Source organism: Candidatus Parakkermansia intestinigallinarum (assembly GCF_944389695.1).
GTDB classification, from domain to species: Bacteria; Verrucomicrobiota; Verrucomicrobiia; order Verrucomicrobiales; family Akkermansiaceae; genus Akkermansia; species Akkermansia intestinigallinarum.
Genome location: NZ_CALXNG010000014.1, coordinates 38913 through 54366 on the forward strand (window position 1 = coordinate 38913; position 15454 = coordinate 54366).

Genomic DNA, 15454 nt, shown 5'->3' on the forward strand with positions numbered 1-15454 from the left:
CCGCCCCTGACTCCGAGCACCACAGCCCCCGAGCACCTCACCCGAGAATCAGGCTGATGAGATGCCGCATCTCCGCCTCGCCGTAGCGCTGGTCGAGCGGCAGCGGCAGCAGCGAGCGCGACAAGTAATTCTCCGCCGACTCGGCCGGGCAGGCCTCCACCACCTCGGGCCAAAACAGCGGCAGCGCCACCCCGGCATCCACCAGCTCATCGCGCAGCCCCGGAATCCCGCAGAGCAGGGGGTAGCAGAAGGGCACCGCCTCGGCATCCATCGTCAGTTCCAGCCGATTGATCGGCGCGAGCGCCTCGTGCAGCAGCGCAAAATTGGCGCGTCGCTGCCGCCTCACCCGCTCAAAGTCAATACCGCGCAGCAGGCGACGCGTCAGCTGCGACATACGCATCGCCTCCCCGTGCAACTCTTCCTCCGCCGCCTCACTGAACGGCAGAGCCGCCTCCGCCCCGCACTCAAGTCGCTCCAGCATACAGCGCATCCGCCCCGCACTCCGAGCCTCAGCCGCAGGCAGCGGAATCTCAAAGGGCGCACAAGCCATCCCGCCGTCCGGCACCCCCACCCACTTGCGGAAACTGTAAAAGGCCGGAACCTCCGCCCCGTAATCCGCAAAAAGCGCCATCGTCGCATCCACCACCACCGGCCCCGGCCAACTTCGTGCCAGCTCCTTCACCCGCTGCGTGTTCAGACCGAAAGCATCCGTCAGCAGCAAAAGCGAACCCTCGGCTGCCTCTCGCGGCAGCAAAGGCTCCGCCGACGCCGAAACCGCGTAGCGACGCACGCGCAACCCCAGCCGCCGCAGCGGCTCCGTCACCGTATCACAGGTCCAGCGCGGCACCAGCACCTCGCCGCGCAACATCCCCTCGCGCAACATCCCCCGCAGCAAACACTCCAGACCCGCTCGCCCCGAATGCAAAAAAGCGCAGCCCGGCCCCTCCCCGCGCAGCCCCGCGCCTGCATCCGGCCATTCCAACTCAAAAAAACCGCCCAGCATCTCACCCATCGCAACAACAGTCTAGCAGACTCTGCGGCCATCGCAAACACGGAAAGAGCAAAAGAGCGAAAATTGAACAAATTTTCCCTGATCGCTGTCTAAGGGTCAGCGTGTCGCGTACCCTCCTGCAGCTGTGTCGCGCCGGCATCGCAGCATTGGCCCTCGGCAGCTGCGAGCAAGTCGGCGTCATGTTCGTCGGCAAAGAAATCGCCCCCGACGTCATCAGCCGCGCCGGCGAACAAGACAGCTGGTACGCCTTCCTCCCCGAGCAATACCCCGGCTTCTGCCTGCGCACCACCTGCACCGTCATCCAAACCCTGCCAGGGCGCAACATCGGCTACTGGAGCGGCTTTGACAGCGACAGCCCCGGCAACATCATCATGGAAGCGCGCGGCAACTGCCTCGTCATCTACCCCGACTACGTTTGGGACGGCAAAAGCATCGGCACCACCGGCACCGCCGACCTCGAAGCCACCCTCATCCACGACGCCCTCTACCACGCCCTCTCCGGCGGAGCCTGCTTCAGCCGCCGCGAAGCCGATCGCGCCTACCGCGCCGTCCGCAAGCGCCGCGGCCCCTCACATATCGCCGCCGAATACAAACTCATCCGCCTCTTCGGCTGGTGGAGCAGCCGACCCCACGGCAAACGCACCATGATCGTCCGCAACTGCACCCCCGAGACCCCGTGGTACGGCCCCTGCGCCACCCTCACCTCCGTCAACCGCCGCACCCCCTCCGCCAAGCGCTGACGCCCCACCCCCTCCGCCAAGCGCTGACGCCCCACGCGCTGCGCCAAGAGCGGCTCCCCCACGCGCTCCGCCAAGAGCTGACTCCTCACGCGCTTCGCCAAGAGCTGCCCCCTCACGCGCTCCGGCTCACGCCTTTGCCGCCAAGCACCTGCCAGCCGCTCCGGCACGCAGCAGCGCTCAACGCGGCTCCTCCGCGCTCGCCTCATCCTGCCGCTCCCCGTCCGCAAGCTCCGGCGGCGTCACCTTCCAAGCAAGCCCGCAGAGCAGGGGAGACCCGGCAAGCTCCTTCGAGGCCCCGACCTCCCCTCCGCGCGGCACATCAGCCCGGCGCACCACAACCAACGAGCAACGCCCCGTGCGCGGCAAACGCAGACGCAAAAACTGCGTCGGGCTCAGCTCCGCATCGCACAGCCCCACGCGCCGCCCCTCGCAACGCAGCTCAAGCGTCGCATGCGGCAGAGGCCCGCAAACCAACTCCGGGCGGCTCGGCAGAGACCCCGGTAAATCCGCGGCCGAAGCCACCCCATCCAGCAGCGGCAAACGCGTCGGCACAAACCAGCAGAGCGCCACCGTCAGCTCAGAACCCGCCTCATGCACACCCAGATCAACCGTGCAAGGAGCCTCCCCCACACGCAGGGAACGCCAGCAGCCCTCCTCCAGCATCCTCAGCGAAGCCCCCGCATCCAGAGCCCCCGCACCAAACGCATCATCCAGCCCCCGCCGCGTCACCCCGGCGGCATCCGCCCCATTCGACCAGCCCGGCAACACACGCGTCCCCGCCAACAACAAAGCCTTCATCACCCGCGCATCATGCACCTCCGCCGGCTGGCCCAACTCGCGAGCCCGAGCATGCAGCAGCGCCGCGCATCCGGCCACCACCGGAGCCGCCACACTCGTACCCGTCGCCGTCAAAAAACGATCATGCTCCGCATGCGGCCCCTCAGGGCAGGCCGCACAGCGCATAAACTCACCCGGCGCACAAAGATCCACCCCGGCGCGGCGCCCCGCCACCCGACCATCGGGCAGCACCACCTCCAGCGGCAGACGGGCACTATTCTCCGTCAAACGATCAAAAGCCGGCGCATGCCCCAGAGCCCCCACACTCACATTATTAAACCCCGACGCAATCTGACTCACCTTGTCGCGGCTACCTTCCCAGCGGGGCGAATTCGTATTGCCCGCCGCCACCACAAACAACGACTGCGGATACGCCGCACACAACGCATCCATCACATCCGAATAATACTCATACGCCCCCGGACTCGTCACCGACCCCCACGACGTATTCACCACATCCGCCCACTCAAAAGCCCTCATAAAAGCCCCCAGCAGCGAACTCATCGTAAACGGCTGCTTCCCCTCGCCGGGCACCACGAAAGTACCCGCGCGGAACTCCGCCCCGGGCGCCAGCCCCGAGAACCGCACATCACCATCGGGCGAGCGGCCCACCATCACATACGAAACCGCCGTCGGATGCGGCTGCACCGGCGCAGACGCCCCCGGACCCGTAAACACACAATCGCGAGGCAACCAGCGCAGCATCACATGCTCCAGACAGGGCACACCCGCCTCCACATTCGCCAGCCGACTCCCCGCCCCGGCGAACGAACCGTCCTCACGCGCAGGCGCCCCCACCGCCTCATTCACGGAATACCCCCAGTGCCCCTCCTTCTCCATCGCCTCGAGAGCCGAAGCCGGCGCAGCCCCCGGCAACAACAGCGCAAGAACAAGCACGGCACAAACAGCAAACCTGAACATGACGCCATTCTAGCATTCGCCCCGCAACCCGCAAGCAAATACTGCGCCATCCGCACCGCGTCCTTCAGCCCCCTCCGTACCGCATACCCACCCCTAGCAGCCCCCTCCGGCCCCGACGCTCTACCGCAACCGTCGCACAGGCAAAACCGAGCTTCTGCCCCGATCACTCAAACCACCGGATCCGGCAACATCGGCCCCACCTCAAGCAACTCCTGCTCATCGAGCGCCACCACGCGAAAATCGCCGAAATCATCCATAAAAGAACAATGATAATGCCCGCAAAACCACAACCGCGCCCCCGAGCGTTGCACCACCCGCAACACCTTGCGGCGCTCCTCAAGCAAGCGACCCGAAAGCCCGGGATCCGCGCATTGGCACGAACGCCAAAACGCCGTCTGAGCCGGCCCCATCATACGAGGCGGCAACCCCATGCCCGCATGAGCCAGCACAAAATCCGCACTGCGCACACGAGAATCCTCTGCATCGGGCATCACCTCCTCCGCGCACCAAAACCGCCCCGTAGAGAGCCGCGCCTCCTTATCAACCGAATGCGCCCCGGGAAACACCAGAGCGCGCCTCCCTCCCCAAAGCACCATCTCCAGATCCTCCAGCGGCTCCAGTGCAACAAAACGAGACCAAAAGCGACGAGCCTCCGGCGACTCGCGTCGGAAACAACCCGCCAAATCATGATTACCGCGCAGCACCAACCCTCGGCACCCCACAGCCGCCAACTGCTCATCGAAACGACGAAACGCCTCGGGCAGCGTACCGTCGATCGACAGCAAGCCGAAATCCCCCAGCACCACTAGCGCCGCACCGCGCAGCGCCTCCACCTCAGCATCACCCAGCGCACGCGGGCACCCGTGCAAATCACCCATCACAAACAAGCGCCCTCTATCCGAAAGATCCGTCATTCGCCGGCCATCATACCACAACCCGCCGCTCCCGCGCAACGCCAAAGCTGACACTGACCGAATGGAGACTAATAGCGAGACGACCACCGAATGAAGAAACGAGTAGAATTCACCCACTGATCCGCTCGGACGATGCGTCAGAAAATGACATGCAGCGACAAAAAAATTCTGCTCCCTTAAAATGAAGCGTATATGAAACTTATCCGCATGCCGCATACATACCCCTGTCATACAGCTGCACCGCTTCAACTCCAAAGAATGCTTGACAGTAGCTAACGATATGATAGAAAGAACCATGCGCGCAGCAACGAAATCGGTACTTACGAGGCATCACCCCCTGCGGAAAGAACCCGACGCCGTGCTCGCGTGTCTCGGCAGCCGAATCGCGCCTCAAAAAAAGCGCGGGCGGCAGAAGCCGCCCGCGCATAGTGGGATTTCAAGACTCTCCCAACCTTTCCACAGGTTTCAACTCGCATGCAAAAATGCACGAACAGCAACAGTATAAAACAGCAAGAAAGCTTTGTCAACCCGAGGCGGACTTTGGAGATAAGCGCGATTGCCCTCCTTGAAAAAATGTAAATCAATTCCTGTGAAAAGGCGGGGAAAGTTTGAAAGGGGCAAAAAAAGTTCAAAAAACTCTTGACCTGCGTGAGAAGTGTTGCTATCTTTCTTGCAGACAGCGCCCTTTGCCGTGCTCGAAACAAAATCTCCGAACCATCCCGCTCTCAATCCGATGAATCCCATCTATGCACACACACTCGCCGACCGCGCTCCGGAAGACTGGGAGCCCCTCTTTGGGGCAGACGGTCACGCCGAGAAGGTGGCGCAACGCCTTGAATCCTATGTCGCAGGCTTTGCGGGGACGGCGCTTGAAGCTTTTGCTCCGGCCTTCCGGGTGCTGGGGATGCTGCACGATATCGGTAAAGCTTCGCCCGCCTTTCAGCGCTACTTGGCCCTTTCCGCCGCCAAAAAGAAGGCGGAGAGTGTTGATCATAAAAGTGCGGCAGCAGCCTGGGTTCTGCGGCTCATGCCGGGAGATATACGTGCGGTGCTCATGGCCTATGCCTTCCTCGGTCACCACAGCGGGCTTGGCTGCGGAAGCGAGTTTATGACCACTCGCGGCGCGGCCGGCGGCAAGCTGCTCAACCCCGAATGGGAGGAGTTGCTGAGCCGTGCGGAGCTGCTGCCCCTGCTCCAAGAGAATGCTGCGCGTCTCAAGAAATGCCGTCCGCACTTCAAGTCGGCCGGAAAGGCGGACTTGCTCTTCTCTTTACAACTCAGCGTGCGTATGCTGCACTCCGCCCTAGTTGATGCGGATTGGCAGGCAACGGAAGACTTCTGCCAACCGAAGGACTCGGCCTTGCGCGATTCTCTGCACTTCCCGAGCCTCGAGCAGCTCGCCGAGCGACTGGAACGTCATCTCGCAAGCTTCGGAGCTCCGACCACCCCCATCAATCAGTGGCGAAGCCGCATCAGCAATGCCTGCCTGACCTCAGCTGACCGCAAACCCGGCGTTTATCGGCTCAACGTACCGACCGGCGGCGGCAAAACATGGGCTTCTCTGCGATTCGCCTTGGCCCATGCCCGCCGCAACGGGCAGCAGCGCATCATCTATACCATTCCGTACAGCTCGATTATCGACCAGACCGCGCGGAACTTTCGAGACGCCTTGGGTGCCGAAGCCGTCGTCGAACACCAGAGCCGCGTATCGGATAACAATGATAGCGAGCGCAACCGCTTCGGAACGGAAAACTGGGACGCCCCTCTCATCGTCACCACCAACGTCCAATTCTTCGACTCCTTCTTCAGCGTTAGCAACAAACGCTGCCGCAAACTGCACCGCGTTGCCAACTCCGTCATCGTCCTCGACGAAGCTCAGTCTTTGCCGACAGCTCAGCTCAAACCCTGCCTCGCCCTCCTGAAAAGCCTCGCGCGCGACTTCGGCTGCACCATTCTCCTCTGCACCGCGACACAGCCGGCCTTTGTCAACTTCCCGGCATCCGCCAAGTCGGAGAACAAAGTCTTCGACATCGGCTGGAATACCCAAGACGTGCAAAGCCTGCTCGGAGAAGAACTCGAGCAACAGCTGGCCGCTGCCTTCAAGCGCGTCCGGCTCAGCTTCATCGGCCGGCAAACGCGAACCGAGCTCCTCGGCCACCTGCGAGACAGTATGGCCGCAGCCAATGCCGCCAGCGCTCTGATCATCGTCAACCTCACCCGTCAAGCCCAAGCCCTCTACCGAGAAGCCCGCGATGAAGGCTTTGAGGGGCTTTTTCACCTCTCGGCCCGCATGTGTCCCGCGCACCGCGAACAGGTGCTCCATGCCGTGCGAACTCGCCTGCAGGAAGGGCTGCCGACCCTGCTCGTCTCAACCCGAGTCATCGAAGCCGGCGTCGACATCTCCTTCCCCATCGTCTACCGCGAGCGCTGCGGTCTCGACTCTCTGGCCCAGTCGGCCGGCCGCTGCAACCGCCACGGCGAGCTGGAGATGGGGCAGGTCTTCGCCTACGAGGCCGGGGATGAGGACGGATCGGCCCTTCTGGTGGACGTCAGAGACGGAGCTCTCGCGCTCGACGACCTGCGTGCCTCGGGCCTCTGCTCCGACGATGACCTCTTCTCCCCCGAAGCCGTAACAGACTACTTCGAGCGCTTCTACGGCAAACGAGGCGGGCAGGGCTGGGATAGTCGGGGTCTCGTCGAAACGGAAATCGGAACCCAGCCCGGCGCCGTTTTCAACTGGAACTTCCGAGCCATGGCTGAAGACTTCCGACTCATCGACAATGACCAGCAAGTCATTCTCGTCCCCTACGGCAAAGAAGCCGAAGCCATCAGGCGCGAGCTGCTCAAACTCGGCTCCCTGAACATCATGCCCCCGCGCGAACTCTATCGCCGCCTTCAGAGCATCAGCGTCTCCGTCTATCGAACAGAAATGGAGCACCTTGAAGCACACCTCGAAAAGCTGCATCATGCCGCGGAAATCAGCATGCTCTGCACCGAAGGCCTGTACAGCAAAGAAACCGGGCTCGCCCGCGCGACCGCGCCCCTTCCTCCCTCATCCACCATTTGTTAACAACCCGAAAAAAACAACATCATGTCCTATGGCATAAAACTACATGTCTGGGGCGACTACGCCTGCTTCACGCGCCCGGAGTTGAAATCCGAGCGCATGAGCTACGAAGTCATGACGCCCTCAGCCGCGCGCGGAATCCTTTCCGCGATCTACTGGAAACCCCAGTTCCGCTGGGTCATCGACCGCATCCACGTGCTCTCCCCCATACGCTTTACGCAGATACGGCGCAACGAAATCGGTAAAAAGATTTCGCCCCCGTCTGCGGCCGTCATGAAAGGAGAAAAAACGGCCTTTCTCGGAGACTTCATTGAAGACAACCGCCAACAGCGCGCTGCAACCCTGCTTCGCGATGTCTCGTATGTGATCGAAGCCCATGTCGACATCCTCGAAGATGAGGATAAGGTAAACGCCGTCGCCAAACATCTCGAAATGTTCAAGCGGCGGGCATCAAAGGGGCAGTGTTTTCACCAGCCCGGGCTGGGCATGCGCGAATTTTTAGCCATGTTCGCCCTCGTCGATGAAACTCACCCCATGCCGCCCAGTTATCTGCCCGACAACCAGAAAAATCGCAACCTCGGGCTGATGCTCCATGACATCGTCTACCACGACGACCCGAAAAACGGTAAAGTCATCTGCGCCCATACCCGCAAGAGACAGAGCGCAGAGCCCGTCTTCTTCATGGCCGAGTTGCGCGACGGCGTCCTCAACGTACCACCCCTCTCTCAAGCACTCAAATGATTCTGACCAAACTGTATTCCTTGTACGGACGCCTCCTTGAAGAAGGCAAAGAGCTGCCGGAAATAGGGCTCAGTCGCCAAAACTTCACCTTGCGCCTTGTACTCAGCCCAAATGGAGAAGTCTTGCGTTTGGAAGACTGCCGCGACCTCGTGGAGGAGCGCTCGGTGGGCAAAAAAGGTAAAGAAACCGTCAAGCAGAAACTTGTCTCTCACCAAGAACTCGTACCGGGCGAGAGCAAGTCCTCAGGCAGCGGCATTAACCCCTGCTTTTTGTGGGATAACGTCTCCTACTTCTTCGGGTATTCCGCAGACCCCAAGAAAGGAGAAAAAGGCCTGCAACGCGCCGTCAAAGCCTTTGAAGAGACGCGGCGGCGCTACCTGGCCTTTGAGCACCTTCTGCAGAATACCGCTTATTCCGCCTTTTGTCGCTTCTTGGAGACATGGCAACCGGGAAAGATTCCCGAAGCCGGAACCGTCTCGGCAGACGCCCTCATCTCAAACGTGATGATCGACGTCCAAGGCCTGGGGCTTTTGCACCAACAGTCGGACCTCGTAAACTGGTGGAAAGAGGGGGGAGATGAACTGTGGAAGAGCGGAGGTCCGGATTTGCCAGACTCAAAGAAGAAATCGGCCAACAACGAGGAATCGATGTGCCTGATTACCGGCCAGCGAGCTCCCGTGGCTCTTCTGCATGAACCGGCGATTCGCGGCATTTCGGGAGCTCAAGCAACCGGAGCCAAGCTCGTTTCCTTCAACTGCTCAGCTTTCGAATCGTACGGCAAAGCCCAAAGTACCAACGCTCCCGTATCTCAACAAGCAGCCTTCGCTTACTGTAATGCCCTGAACTATTTGCTCAGTGACAACGCCACGCGACAGAGACTCGGTGATACCACCATGGTCTTCTGGGCCGATGCCCCCGAAGAACAGCGTGCAGAGATGCAAGCGATCCTCGGCATGTCGATGGAAGGCGTCGAGGATGAAGAGCAGACCGAAAGCCCCATGGGCGTGTTCGACCTGTTTGCCAACGTTGCGGATGAAGACAGCAGGCCGGAAGCTCAAGACACTGCTCTGCTGCAACGCGTGCGCGAAACCGTCCGCTCCCTGGCGGCGGGCCGAGTTCCCAAAACCCTGCTCGACAGCGCGGGCGAAACCCCCTTCTACATTCTGGGGCTCTCGCCCAATGCCGCCCGCCTCTCCGTGCGCTTCTTCTACGAGTCAGGTTTTGGAGAACTGCTCCGTAACCTAGCGGCGCACGGCGCCGCCCTCCGGATGCAGCGCCGCGGCACCAAATTCCGCGATCCGCAGTGCATCACACCCCGAATGATCCTGCGCGAGACTGCGAGAGAGAGCAAGGAAATACCTCCCAACTACGCGGGGCAGCTCATGCGCTCCATCCTCTGGAATCTACCCTATCCCGACTCCATCGCCATGGCCATCACCAGGCGTTTCCGAGCCGATCGCAACATCAACTACATCCGCTGCGCCTATCTCAAGGCTTGGCTCACACGCAAAAACCGCAACCTTAACCTCACAACCATGCTAGACACAGAAAACAAAGAAATCGGCTACCTCCTCGGTCGCCTCTTCGCCGCCCTGCAAAAAACGCAGGACGATGCCCTCGGCAACATCAACCGAACGCTCCGCGACTCCTTCTACGCCAGCGCTTCGGTCAATCCGGCAGGCGTATTCCCGCGCCTGATGAAACTCTACAATCATCACCTCTCCAAACTCCCCAACGCCGGGCAACGCGTCGTGCGCGACCGACTGGTGCAAGAAATCATGAGCGGCATCACGAGCTTCCCCGCCAAACTCACACTCGAGCAACAGGGCCTCTTCGCCATCGGCTTCTACCACCAAACGCAAAACTTCTACACAAGCAAAAACAACAACGAATCCTCCACCAACCTATAACTTCCAACCACATCAATCCATATGAACAAAATTGACTTCATCCTCATTTTCGACGCCCTCGACGCCAACCCGAACGGCGACCCCGACGCCGGCAACCTCCCCCGCACCGACGGCGAAACCGAGCATGGCCTCGTCACCGACGTGTGCATCAAACGCAAAATCCGCAACTACGTGCAACTCACCCGTCGCAATGAGGCACCGTACGAAATCTACGTCAAAGAGAAAGCCATCCTCAACAACCAGCATGAGCGCGCATATCAGGCCCTCCGTCAGGAGGGTAACACGCCGACCATTGAAGACGCTCGAGCCTGGATGTGCCGCAACTTCTTTGACATCCGCAGCTTCGGAGCCGTCATGTCGACCGGCGTCAACTGCGGACAAGTGCGAGGCCCCGTGCAAATCTCATTCGCCCGCTCCGTCGACCCCGTCACCCAGCTCGAATACGCCGTCACCCGCTGTGCCGTCACCACCGAAAAAGAAGCAGAAGCCCAGAAGGGCGACAACCGCACCATAGGGCGAAAATTCACCGTACCCTACGGCGTCTACCTTGCCAAAGGAACCATCAACCCCTTCCTGGCCGAGCAGACCGGGTTTAACGAAGCGGACCTCGACGTCCTCAAAGAAGCCCTCTGCAACCTCTTCACCTTCGATGCCTCCGCTGCGCGCCCTGCCGGCTCCATGGCCGTGCGCAAACTGCTCTTCTTCAAGCACGACAGTGAACTGGGTAACGCACCGGCCCACAAACTCTACGACAGCGTACACATCCGCCGCCGCGAAGGCGTCGAATGCCCCCGCAGCTTTGCCGACTACGAGTTGAGCATCGACCCCATGCCTGCAGGCGTCACGCTGGAGGACGTTCCCTGCTGATTGCACCTTCTATCGAGAACGATTCGTCAAACGATGTTCGCCGAAGACCAGTACGTCGCGCTATCTGCCCTGCAGCATTACAGCTTCTGCCCGAGGCAATGCGCCCTCATATACACCGACCGGTGCTGGGAGGAAAACGCCCTGACCACCTTTGGCCGCATCGAACACGAGCGCGTGCACACCGCCCCGTCAAGCACACAGGGCGGTGTGCGAACCGCTCGCGGACTGCCCCTCATTAGCCATGAACTCGGCCTGAGAGGGCAGTCCGACGCCGTTGAATTCCGCAGAGTCGGCAGCGAAATCACCATCACTCCGGTCGAATACAAGCATGGGCGCCAACAATCCCTGATTGCCGACAGCATCCAGCTCTGCGCTCAAGCCCTCTGTCTGGAAGAAATGCACCACTGCACCATCGCCGAAGGTTACCTCTACTATCATAGCCTGCGTCGGCGTACACGCGTACCCTTCGACGAGCAGCTGCGCGAGCAAACGCGCCACGCCATCATCTCCACGCGCGAACTCCTCAACTCCCGCCGACTTCCTCCGCCGGAACTGCAACCTCACTGCAAATCATGCTCCCTGCGAGACATCTGCCTACCCGGCATACGCCGCAGCAGTGCCGTCATGTATAACAACAATCAGATAGAAACGAGCCTCAAGGAACAATGAAAAAACATCTCAACACCCTCTACGTCACCCGTGATGACAGCTTGCTGAGCAAAGACGGAGAAAGCGTCAGCATCAGCCGTCACGGGCAGAGGCTCCTGCGCTTGCCCCTCCATAACCTGGAAGCCATCCAAACCTTCGGGTGGAACATAGCCGCCACCCCTCAACTGCTAGCTGACTGTGCTGAACGCGGCATCTGCGTCTCCCAATGCAATCCGCACGGTAAACTCCTCTACCGCATCAGCGGGTTTAGCCATGGCAACGTCTTGCTGCGCCGGCAACAATACCGTGTAGCCGACTCGGAGCAGGACTCGCTGAACATAGCTCGCAACATGGTTAGCGCCAAAATCCTCAACGCACGCCTACTGCTCCAGAGACAGCGACGCGACCACAGCGAAGCCTGTAGCATTGCTGCCACCGAACTGAGTGCCGCCGAACATGAAATGGCGCGCTGCGCACGCCTCAGCCGCCGCGCAGCCACAAGTGCCGAACTCCTTGGCCTAGAAGGCAACGCCGCCGAAGCCTACTTCAGCGTCTTCTCCCATTGCTTGCAAGTCAGTGAGCTCCGGTTCACCCATCGCAACCGACGTCCGCCCAAAGACCCCGTCAACGCACTGCTCTCCTTTGCCTATACCCTCCTTGCCCACGACTGTCGATCAGCTCTGGAAGCCGTAGGCCTCGACGCCGCCGTTGGCTTTTATCACAAAGATCGCCCCGGTCGACCATCCTTAGCTCTCGATCTCATGGAAGAACTGCGAGCCCCACTCGCTGACCGCCTCGCGCTCACCCTCATCAACCGCAGGCAAATAAGCATCTCAGACTTCTCGCGCGACGAAAACGGCTGCGTGTGGCTGAGTGACGACGCGAAACGCTGCGTCCTGACGCATTGGCAAGAACGCAAAGCAGACACCATCATGCATCCCTTCCTGAACGAAAAAATAAGCATCGGCATGATACCGCACATCCAAGCTCGTCTCTTAGCACATCATGTGCGAGGTAGCCTCGATGCCTACCCTCCCATGTACTGGCATTAAACAGAGTCGCTCTACCATGATCTACCTCATCAGCTACGACGTCGCCACAGCCACACCTGCAGGGCGCAAGCGATTGCGTCGAGTCGCGCGGCTGTGTGAAGACCACGGCATACGCGTTCAGAAATCCGTCTTTGAATGCGTGATGGCAACGGAACTTTACGTTAGCTTCAAAGCAAAACTGGCTAAGCTCATCGATCATGAGCAAGATAGCCTCCGTATCTACCCCATGAACGAGCGAGTACGCGAGAAAATTGTTCATATGGGGCGCGATACAAGCGTGGATCTCAATGGCCCGCTCATACTTTGAGCATTAAGAATCTCTTCGGTTCCGTCACGCGAACCCCTGGCTTTTCACGAATCTGCGCCCCGTTCGCGCAGCGTGCAAAACACTCGAAACCAGCACATTGAAAGGAATCGGATATATTTTATATGCAAACAGGGCAAGACAAATCCCCTGTTCGCGTAAAAATCTTCCTTGCCATTCAATTGCAAGGGTTGTAGACTAATGCGTCGCGCCCCTCGCGGGCGCGCGAGTTGAAACGTTGACTCTTGCGCCGAAGTCGATAAGCACCCTGTCGCGCCCCTCGCGGGCGCGCGAGTTGAAACGCGCCGGGCTTGAGGCGATAGCCGGGGATCTCTTCGCGCCCCTCGCGGGCGCGCGAGTTGAAACACCTCGATCATGTTATTTCCCGGGGTTGATTTTTCGCGCCCCTCGCGGGCGCGCGAGTTGAAACTGGGGTTGTGTGGTCATGGAGTTTTGTCGGTGGAAGTCGCGCCCCTCGCGGGCGCGCGAGTTGAAACGGTGGCGGGGCGCACGTCGCGCCCCGTTGCGGTGTCGCGCCCCTCGCGGGCGCGCGAGTTGAAACCCGTCCTGCCGCATGATTGCCACGCCGGATGTTGTCGCGCCCCTCGCGGGCGCGCGAGTTGAAACCCGAGCGGCGTGTCCAGCGTGTACAGGCCGCCGTTCGCGCCCCTCGCGGGCGCGCGAGTTGAAACGCGAGCTCGTGCTTATCATCGGCCTCTAACATGGGTCGCGCCCCTCGCGGGCGCGCGAGTTGAAACTCGCGCTTGGCCTTGGGCACGCCTTTTGTTTTTTGTCGCGCCCCTCGCGGGCGCGCGAGTTGAAACGGCGCCGCTTGATATACTGCAGCTTGGTCGGCAATCGCGCCCCTCGCGGGCGCGCGAGTTGAAACGGCGACGTCTGCTGCGTCCTCGGCGGAGAGTGCCGTCGCGCCCCTCGCGGGCGCGCGAGTTGAAACTCACGGCTCTTGCGCGGAGGCGCGCAAGGAGGCGTCGCGCCCCTCGCGGGCGCGCGAGTTGAAACTTCGGCGCTGGTGATTGGTGTATCGTGGACGCAGTCGCGCCCCTCGCGGGCGCGCGAGTTGAAACATGCGGTCGAGGTGACGCGGGCGGCGCGTGGCGAGTCGCGCCCCTCGCGGGCGCGCGAGTTGAAACCGTTGGCGCAAGGCAGAATCAGCTTGCGCCGGGCGGTCGCGCCCCTCGCGGGCGCGCGAGTTGAAACCGAGCCGAGGAAGCGGCGCTCGGTTTCGACGCAGGTCGCGCCCCTCGCGGGCGCGCGAGTTGAAACGCGTCGTCTTTTGGCCGGCCTCCTTGCGGAGGTCAGTCGCGCCCCTCGCGGGCGCGCGAGTTGAAACTCGGCGGCGGGCTCAGCCTTGGCAGCCTTGGCGGGTCGCGCCCCTCGCGGGCGCGCGAGTTGAAACACGCCCACATGGAAAACGGCACCGACCCGGAAGACGTCGCGCCCCTCGCGGGCGCGCGAGTTGAAACAAAGCAACCTCGCACTTGGCAAGGCGCTGTATCAGTCGCGCCCCTCGCGGGCGCGCGAGTTGAAACTTGGCGGTGGCGAGCCATGCTTCGCCGCATTCCGGTCGCGCCCCTCGCGGGCGCGCGAGTTGAAACGGGGTAAAATGCGAGAAGATAGCGTCGGCCTCGCTGTCGCGCCCCTCGCGGGCGCGCGAGTTGAAACGCGGTGGTTATCGTAGGCGTTGAGGTCGGCGCCGTCGTCGCGCCCCTCGCGGGCGCGCGAGTTGAAACTCGAGATCCGACATCTCGCGAAGCGGCGCCTTAGGTCGCGCCCCTCGCGGGCGCGCGAGTTGAAACCTCGACCCCCGACTCCGTAACCCCGAACCCACCCCGTCGCGCCCCTCGCGGGCGCGCGAGTTGAAACATGGCATGCGGCACGGGTAAAACTCAGGCCGCATGCGTCGCGCCCCTCGCGGGCGCGCGAGTTGAAACGTTGTCCCTTGCGGGTACACCCGAATTATATCACGTCGCGCCCCTCGCGGGCGCGCGAGTTGAAACGAGGCGCTTCTGCGCTTCGTCAAGGCGTTGTTCAGTCGCGCCCCTCGCGGGCGCGCGAGTTGAAACTGGGCACGGGCGCCGCAAGGTGACCGGGACGAAGGTCGCGCCCCTCGCGGGCGCGCGAGTTGAAACTTCGTCGGCCTCCTTCGGGGTAAAGGAACGGACGGTCGCGCCCCTCGCGGGCGCGCGAGTTGAAACCTTGTTATCAAAGACGCAGAGACCGAAGATCTCCGTCGCGCCCCTCGCGGGCGCGCGAGTTGAAACTCGGGGTTGATGAAGCCATAGGGCAGCACGCCCAGTCGCGCCCCTCGCGGGCGCGCGAGTTGAAACTTTGCCAAGGTCATCGAGCACTAGCGCGTCTGCGGTCGCGCCCCTCGCGGGCGCGCGAGCTGAAACTTGTCGAAGTCAAGCAAAAAAAAGCAC

11 protein-coding genes and 1 CRISPR repeat array are annotated in these 15454 nt (G+C 61.5%); of the genes, 8 read left to right on the forward strand and 3 right to left on the reverse strand.

Going from position 1 to position 15454, the window contains the following annotated elements:
* Window positions 1-37: 37 nt before the first annotated feature.
* The gene (locus AC6UAL_RS05555) at window positions 38-1012 is read right to left on the reverse strand and encodes a hypothetical protein (protein ID WP_500682378.1); all 975 of its coding nucleotides are present in this window, start codon (window positions 1010-1012) and stop codon (window positions 38-40) included.
* A gap of 101 nt (window positions 1013-1113) precedes the next feature.
* On the opposite strand from AC6UAL_RS05555, the gene AC6UAL_RS05560 reads away from it, so the two are divergent.
* Window positions 1114-1752: a hypothetical protein gene (locus AC6UAL_RS05560; RefSeq protein WP_500682379.1), complete on the forward strand. Its 639-nt coding sequence runs from the start codon at window positions 1114-1116 to the stop codon at window positions 1750-1752.
* Between the two features lie 177 nt (window positions 1753-1929).
* Here the strand turns inward: AC6UAL_RS05560 and AC6UAL_RS05565 are convergent, their stop codons facing one another.
* Window positions 1930-3510, reverse strand: coding sequence for a S8 family serine peptidase (locus AC6UAL_RS05565; RefSeq protein ID WP_500682380.1), 1581 nt, complete (start codon window positions 3508-3510; stop codon window positions 1930-1932).
* Window positions 3511-3677: 167 nt separating this feature from the next.
* Window positions 3678-4424: a metallophosphoesterase family protein gene (locus AC6UAL_RS05570; protein ID WP_500682381.1), complete on the reverse strand. Its 747-nt coding sequence runs from the start codon at window positions 4422-4424 to the stop codon at window positions 3678-3680.
* 733 nt (window positions 4425-5157) lie between these two features.
* Here AC6UAL_RS05570 and cas3 point away from each other — a divergent pair.
* From cas3 to cas2, 7 genes are read left to right on the forward strand one after another with little or no spacing between them, the layout of a single operon-like run.
* Entirely contained in the window at window positions 5158-7494 is a 2337-nt protein-coding gene (cas3, locus tag AC6UAL_RS05575; RefSeq protein WP_500682382.1) for a CRISPR-associated helicase Cas3', read from the forward strand.
* A 21-nt stretch (window positions 7495-7515) separates the two neighbouring features.
* A complete protein-coding gene (gene cas5c / locus AC6UAL_RS05580) occupies window positions 7516-8232 on the forward strand; it encodes a type I-C CRISPR-associated protein Cas5c (RefSeq protein WP_500682383.1) in 717 nt (238 codons plus the stop codon).
* Complete coding sequence (gene cas8c, locus AC6UAL_RS05585; RefSeq protein ID WP_500682384.1) at window positions 8229-10142, forward strand: type I-C CRISPR-associated protein Cas8c/Csd1; 1914 nt, start codon at window positions 8229-8231, stop codon at window positions 10140-10142. The genes cas5c and cas8c overlap by 4 nt, the downstream gene beginning before the upstream one ends.
* A 21-nt stretch (window positions 10143-10163) precedes the next feature.
* A complete protein-coding gene (gene cas7c / locus AC6UAL_RS05590) occupies window positions 10164-11009 on the forward strand; it encodes a type I-C CRISPR-associated protein Cas7/Csd2 (protein ID WP_500682385.1) in 846 nt (281 codons plus the stop codon).
* Between the two features lie 33 nt (window positions 11010-11042).
* Window positions 11043-11678, forward strand: coding sequence for a CRISPR-associated protein Cas4 (gene cas4, locus AC6UAL_RS05595; RefSeq protein ID WP_500682386.1), 636 nt, complete (start codon window positions 11043-11045; stop codon window positions 11676-11678).
* On the forward strand, window positions 11675-12709 hold the full coding sequence (gene cas1c, locus AC6UAL_RS05600) for a type I-C CRISPR-associated endonuclease Cas1c (RefSeq protein ID WP_500682387.1): 1035 nt from the start codon (window positions 11675-11677) through the stop codon (window positions 12707-12709). Before cas4 ends, cas1c begins: the two co-directional genes overlap by 4 nt.
* Before the next feature lie 16 nt (window positions 12710-12725).
* A complete protein-coding gene (gene cas2, locus AC6UAL_RS05605; protein WP_500682388.1) occupies window positions 12726-13016 on the forward strand; it encodes a CRISPR-associated endonuclease Cas2 in 291 nt (96 codons plus the stop codon).
* Between the two features lie 202 nt (window positions 13017-13218).
* Window positions 13219-15427: direct repeats of the CRISPR family, unit length 32 nt; unit sequence GTCGCGCCCCTCGCGGGCGCGCGAGTTGAAAC.
* Window positions 15428-15454: the final 27 nt, after the last annotated feature.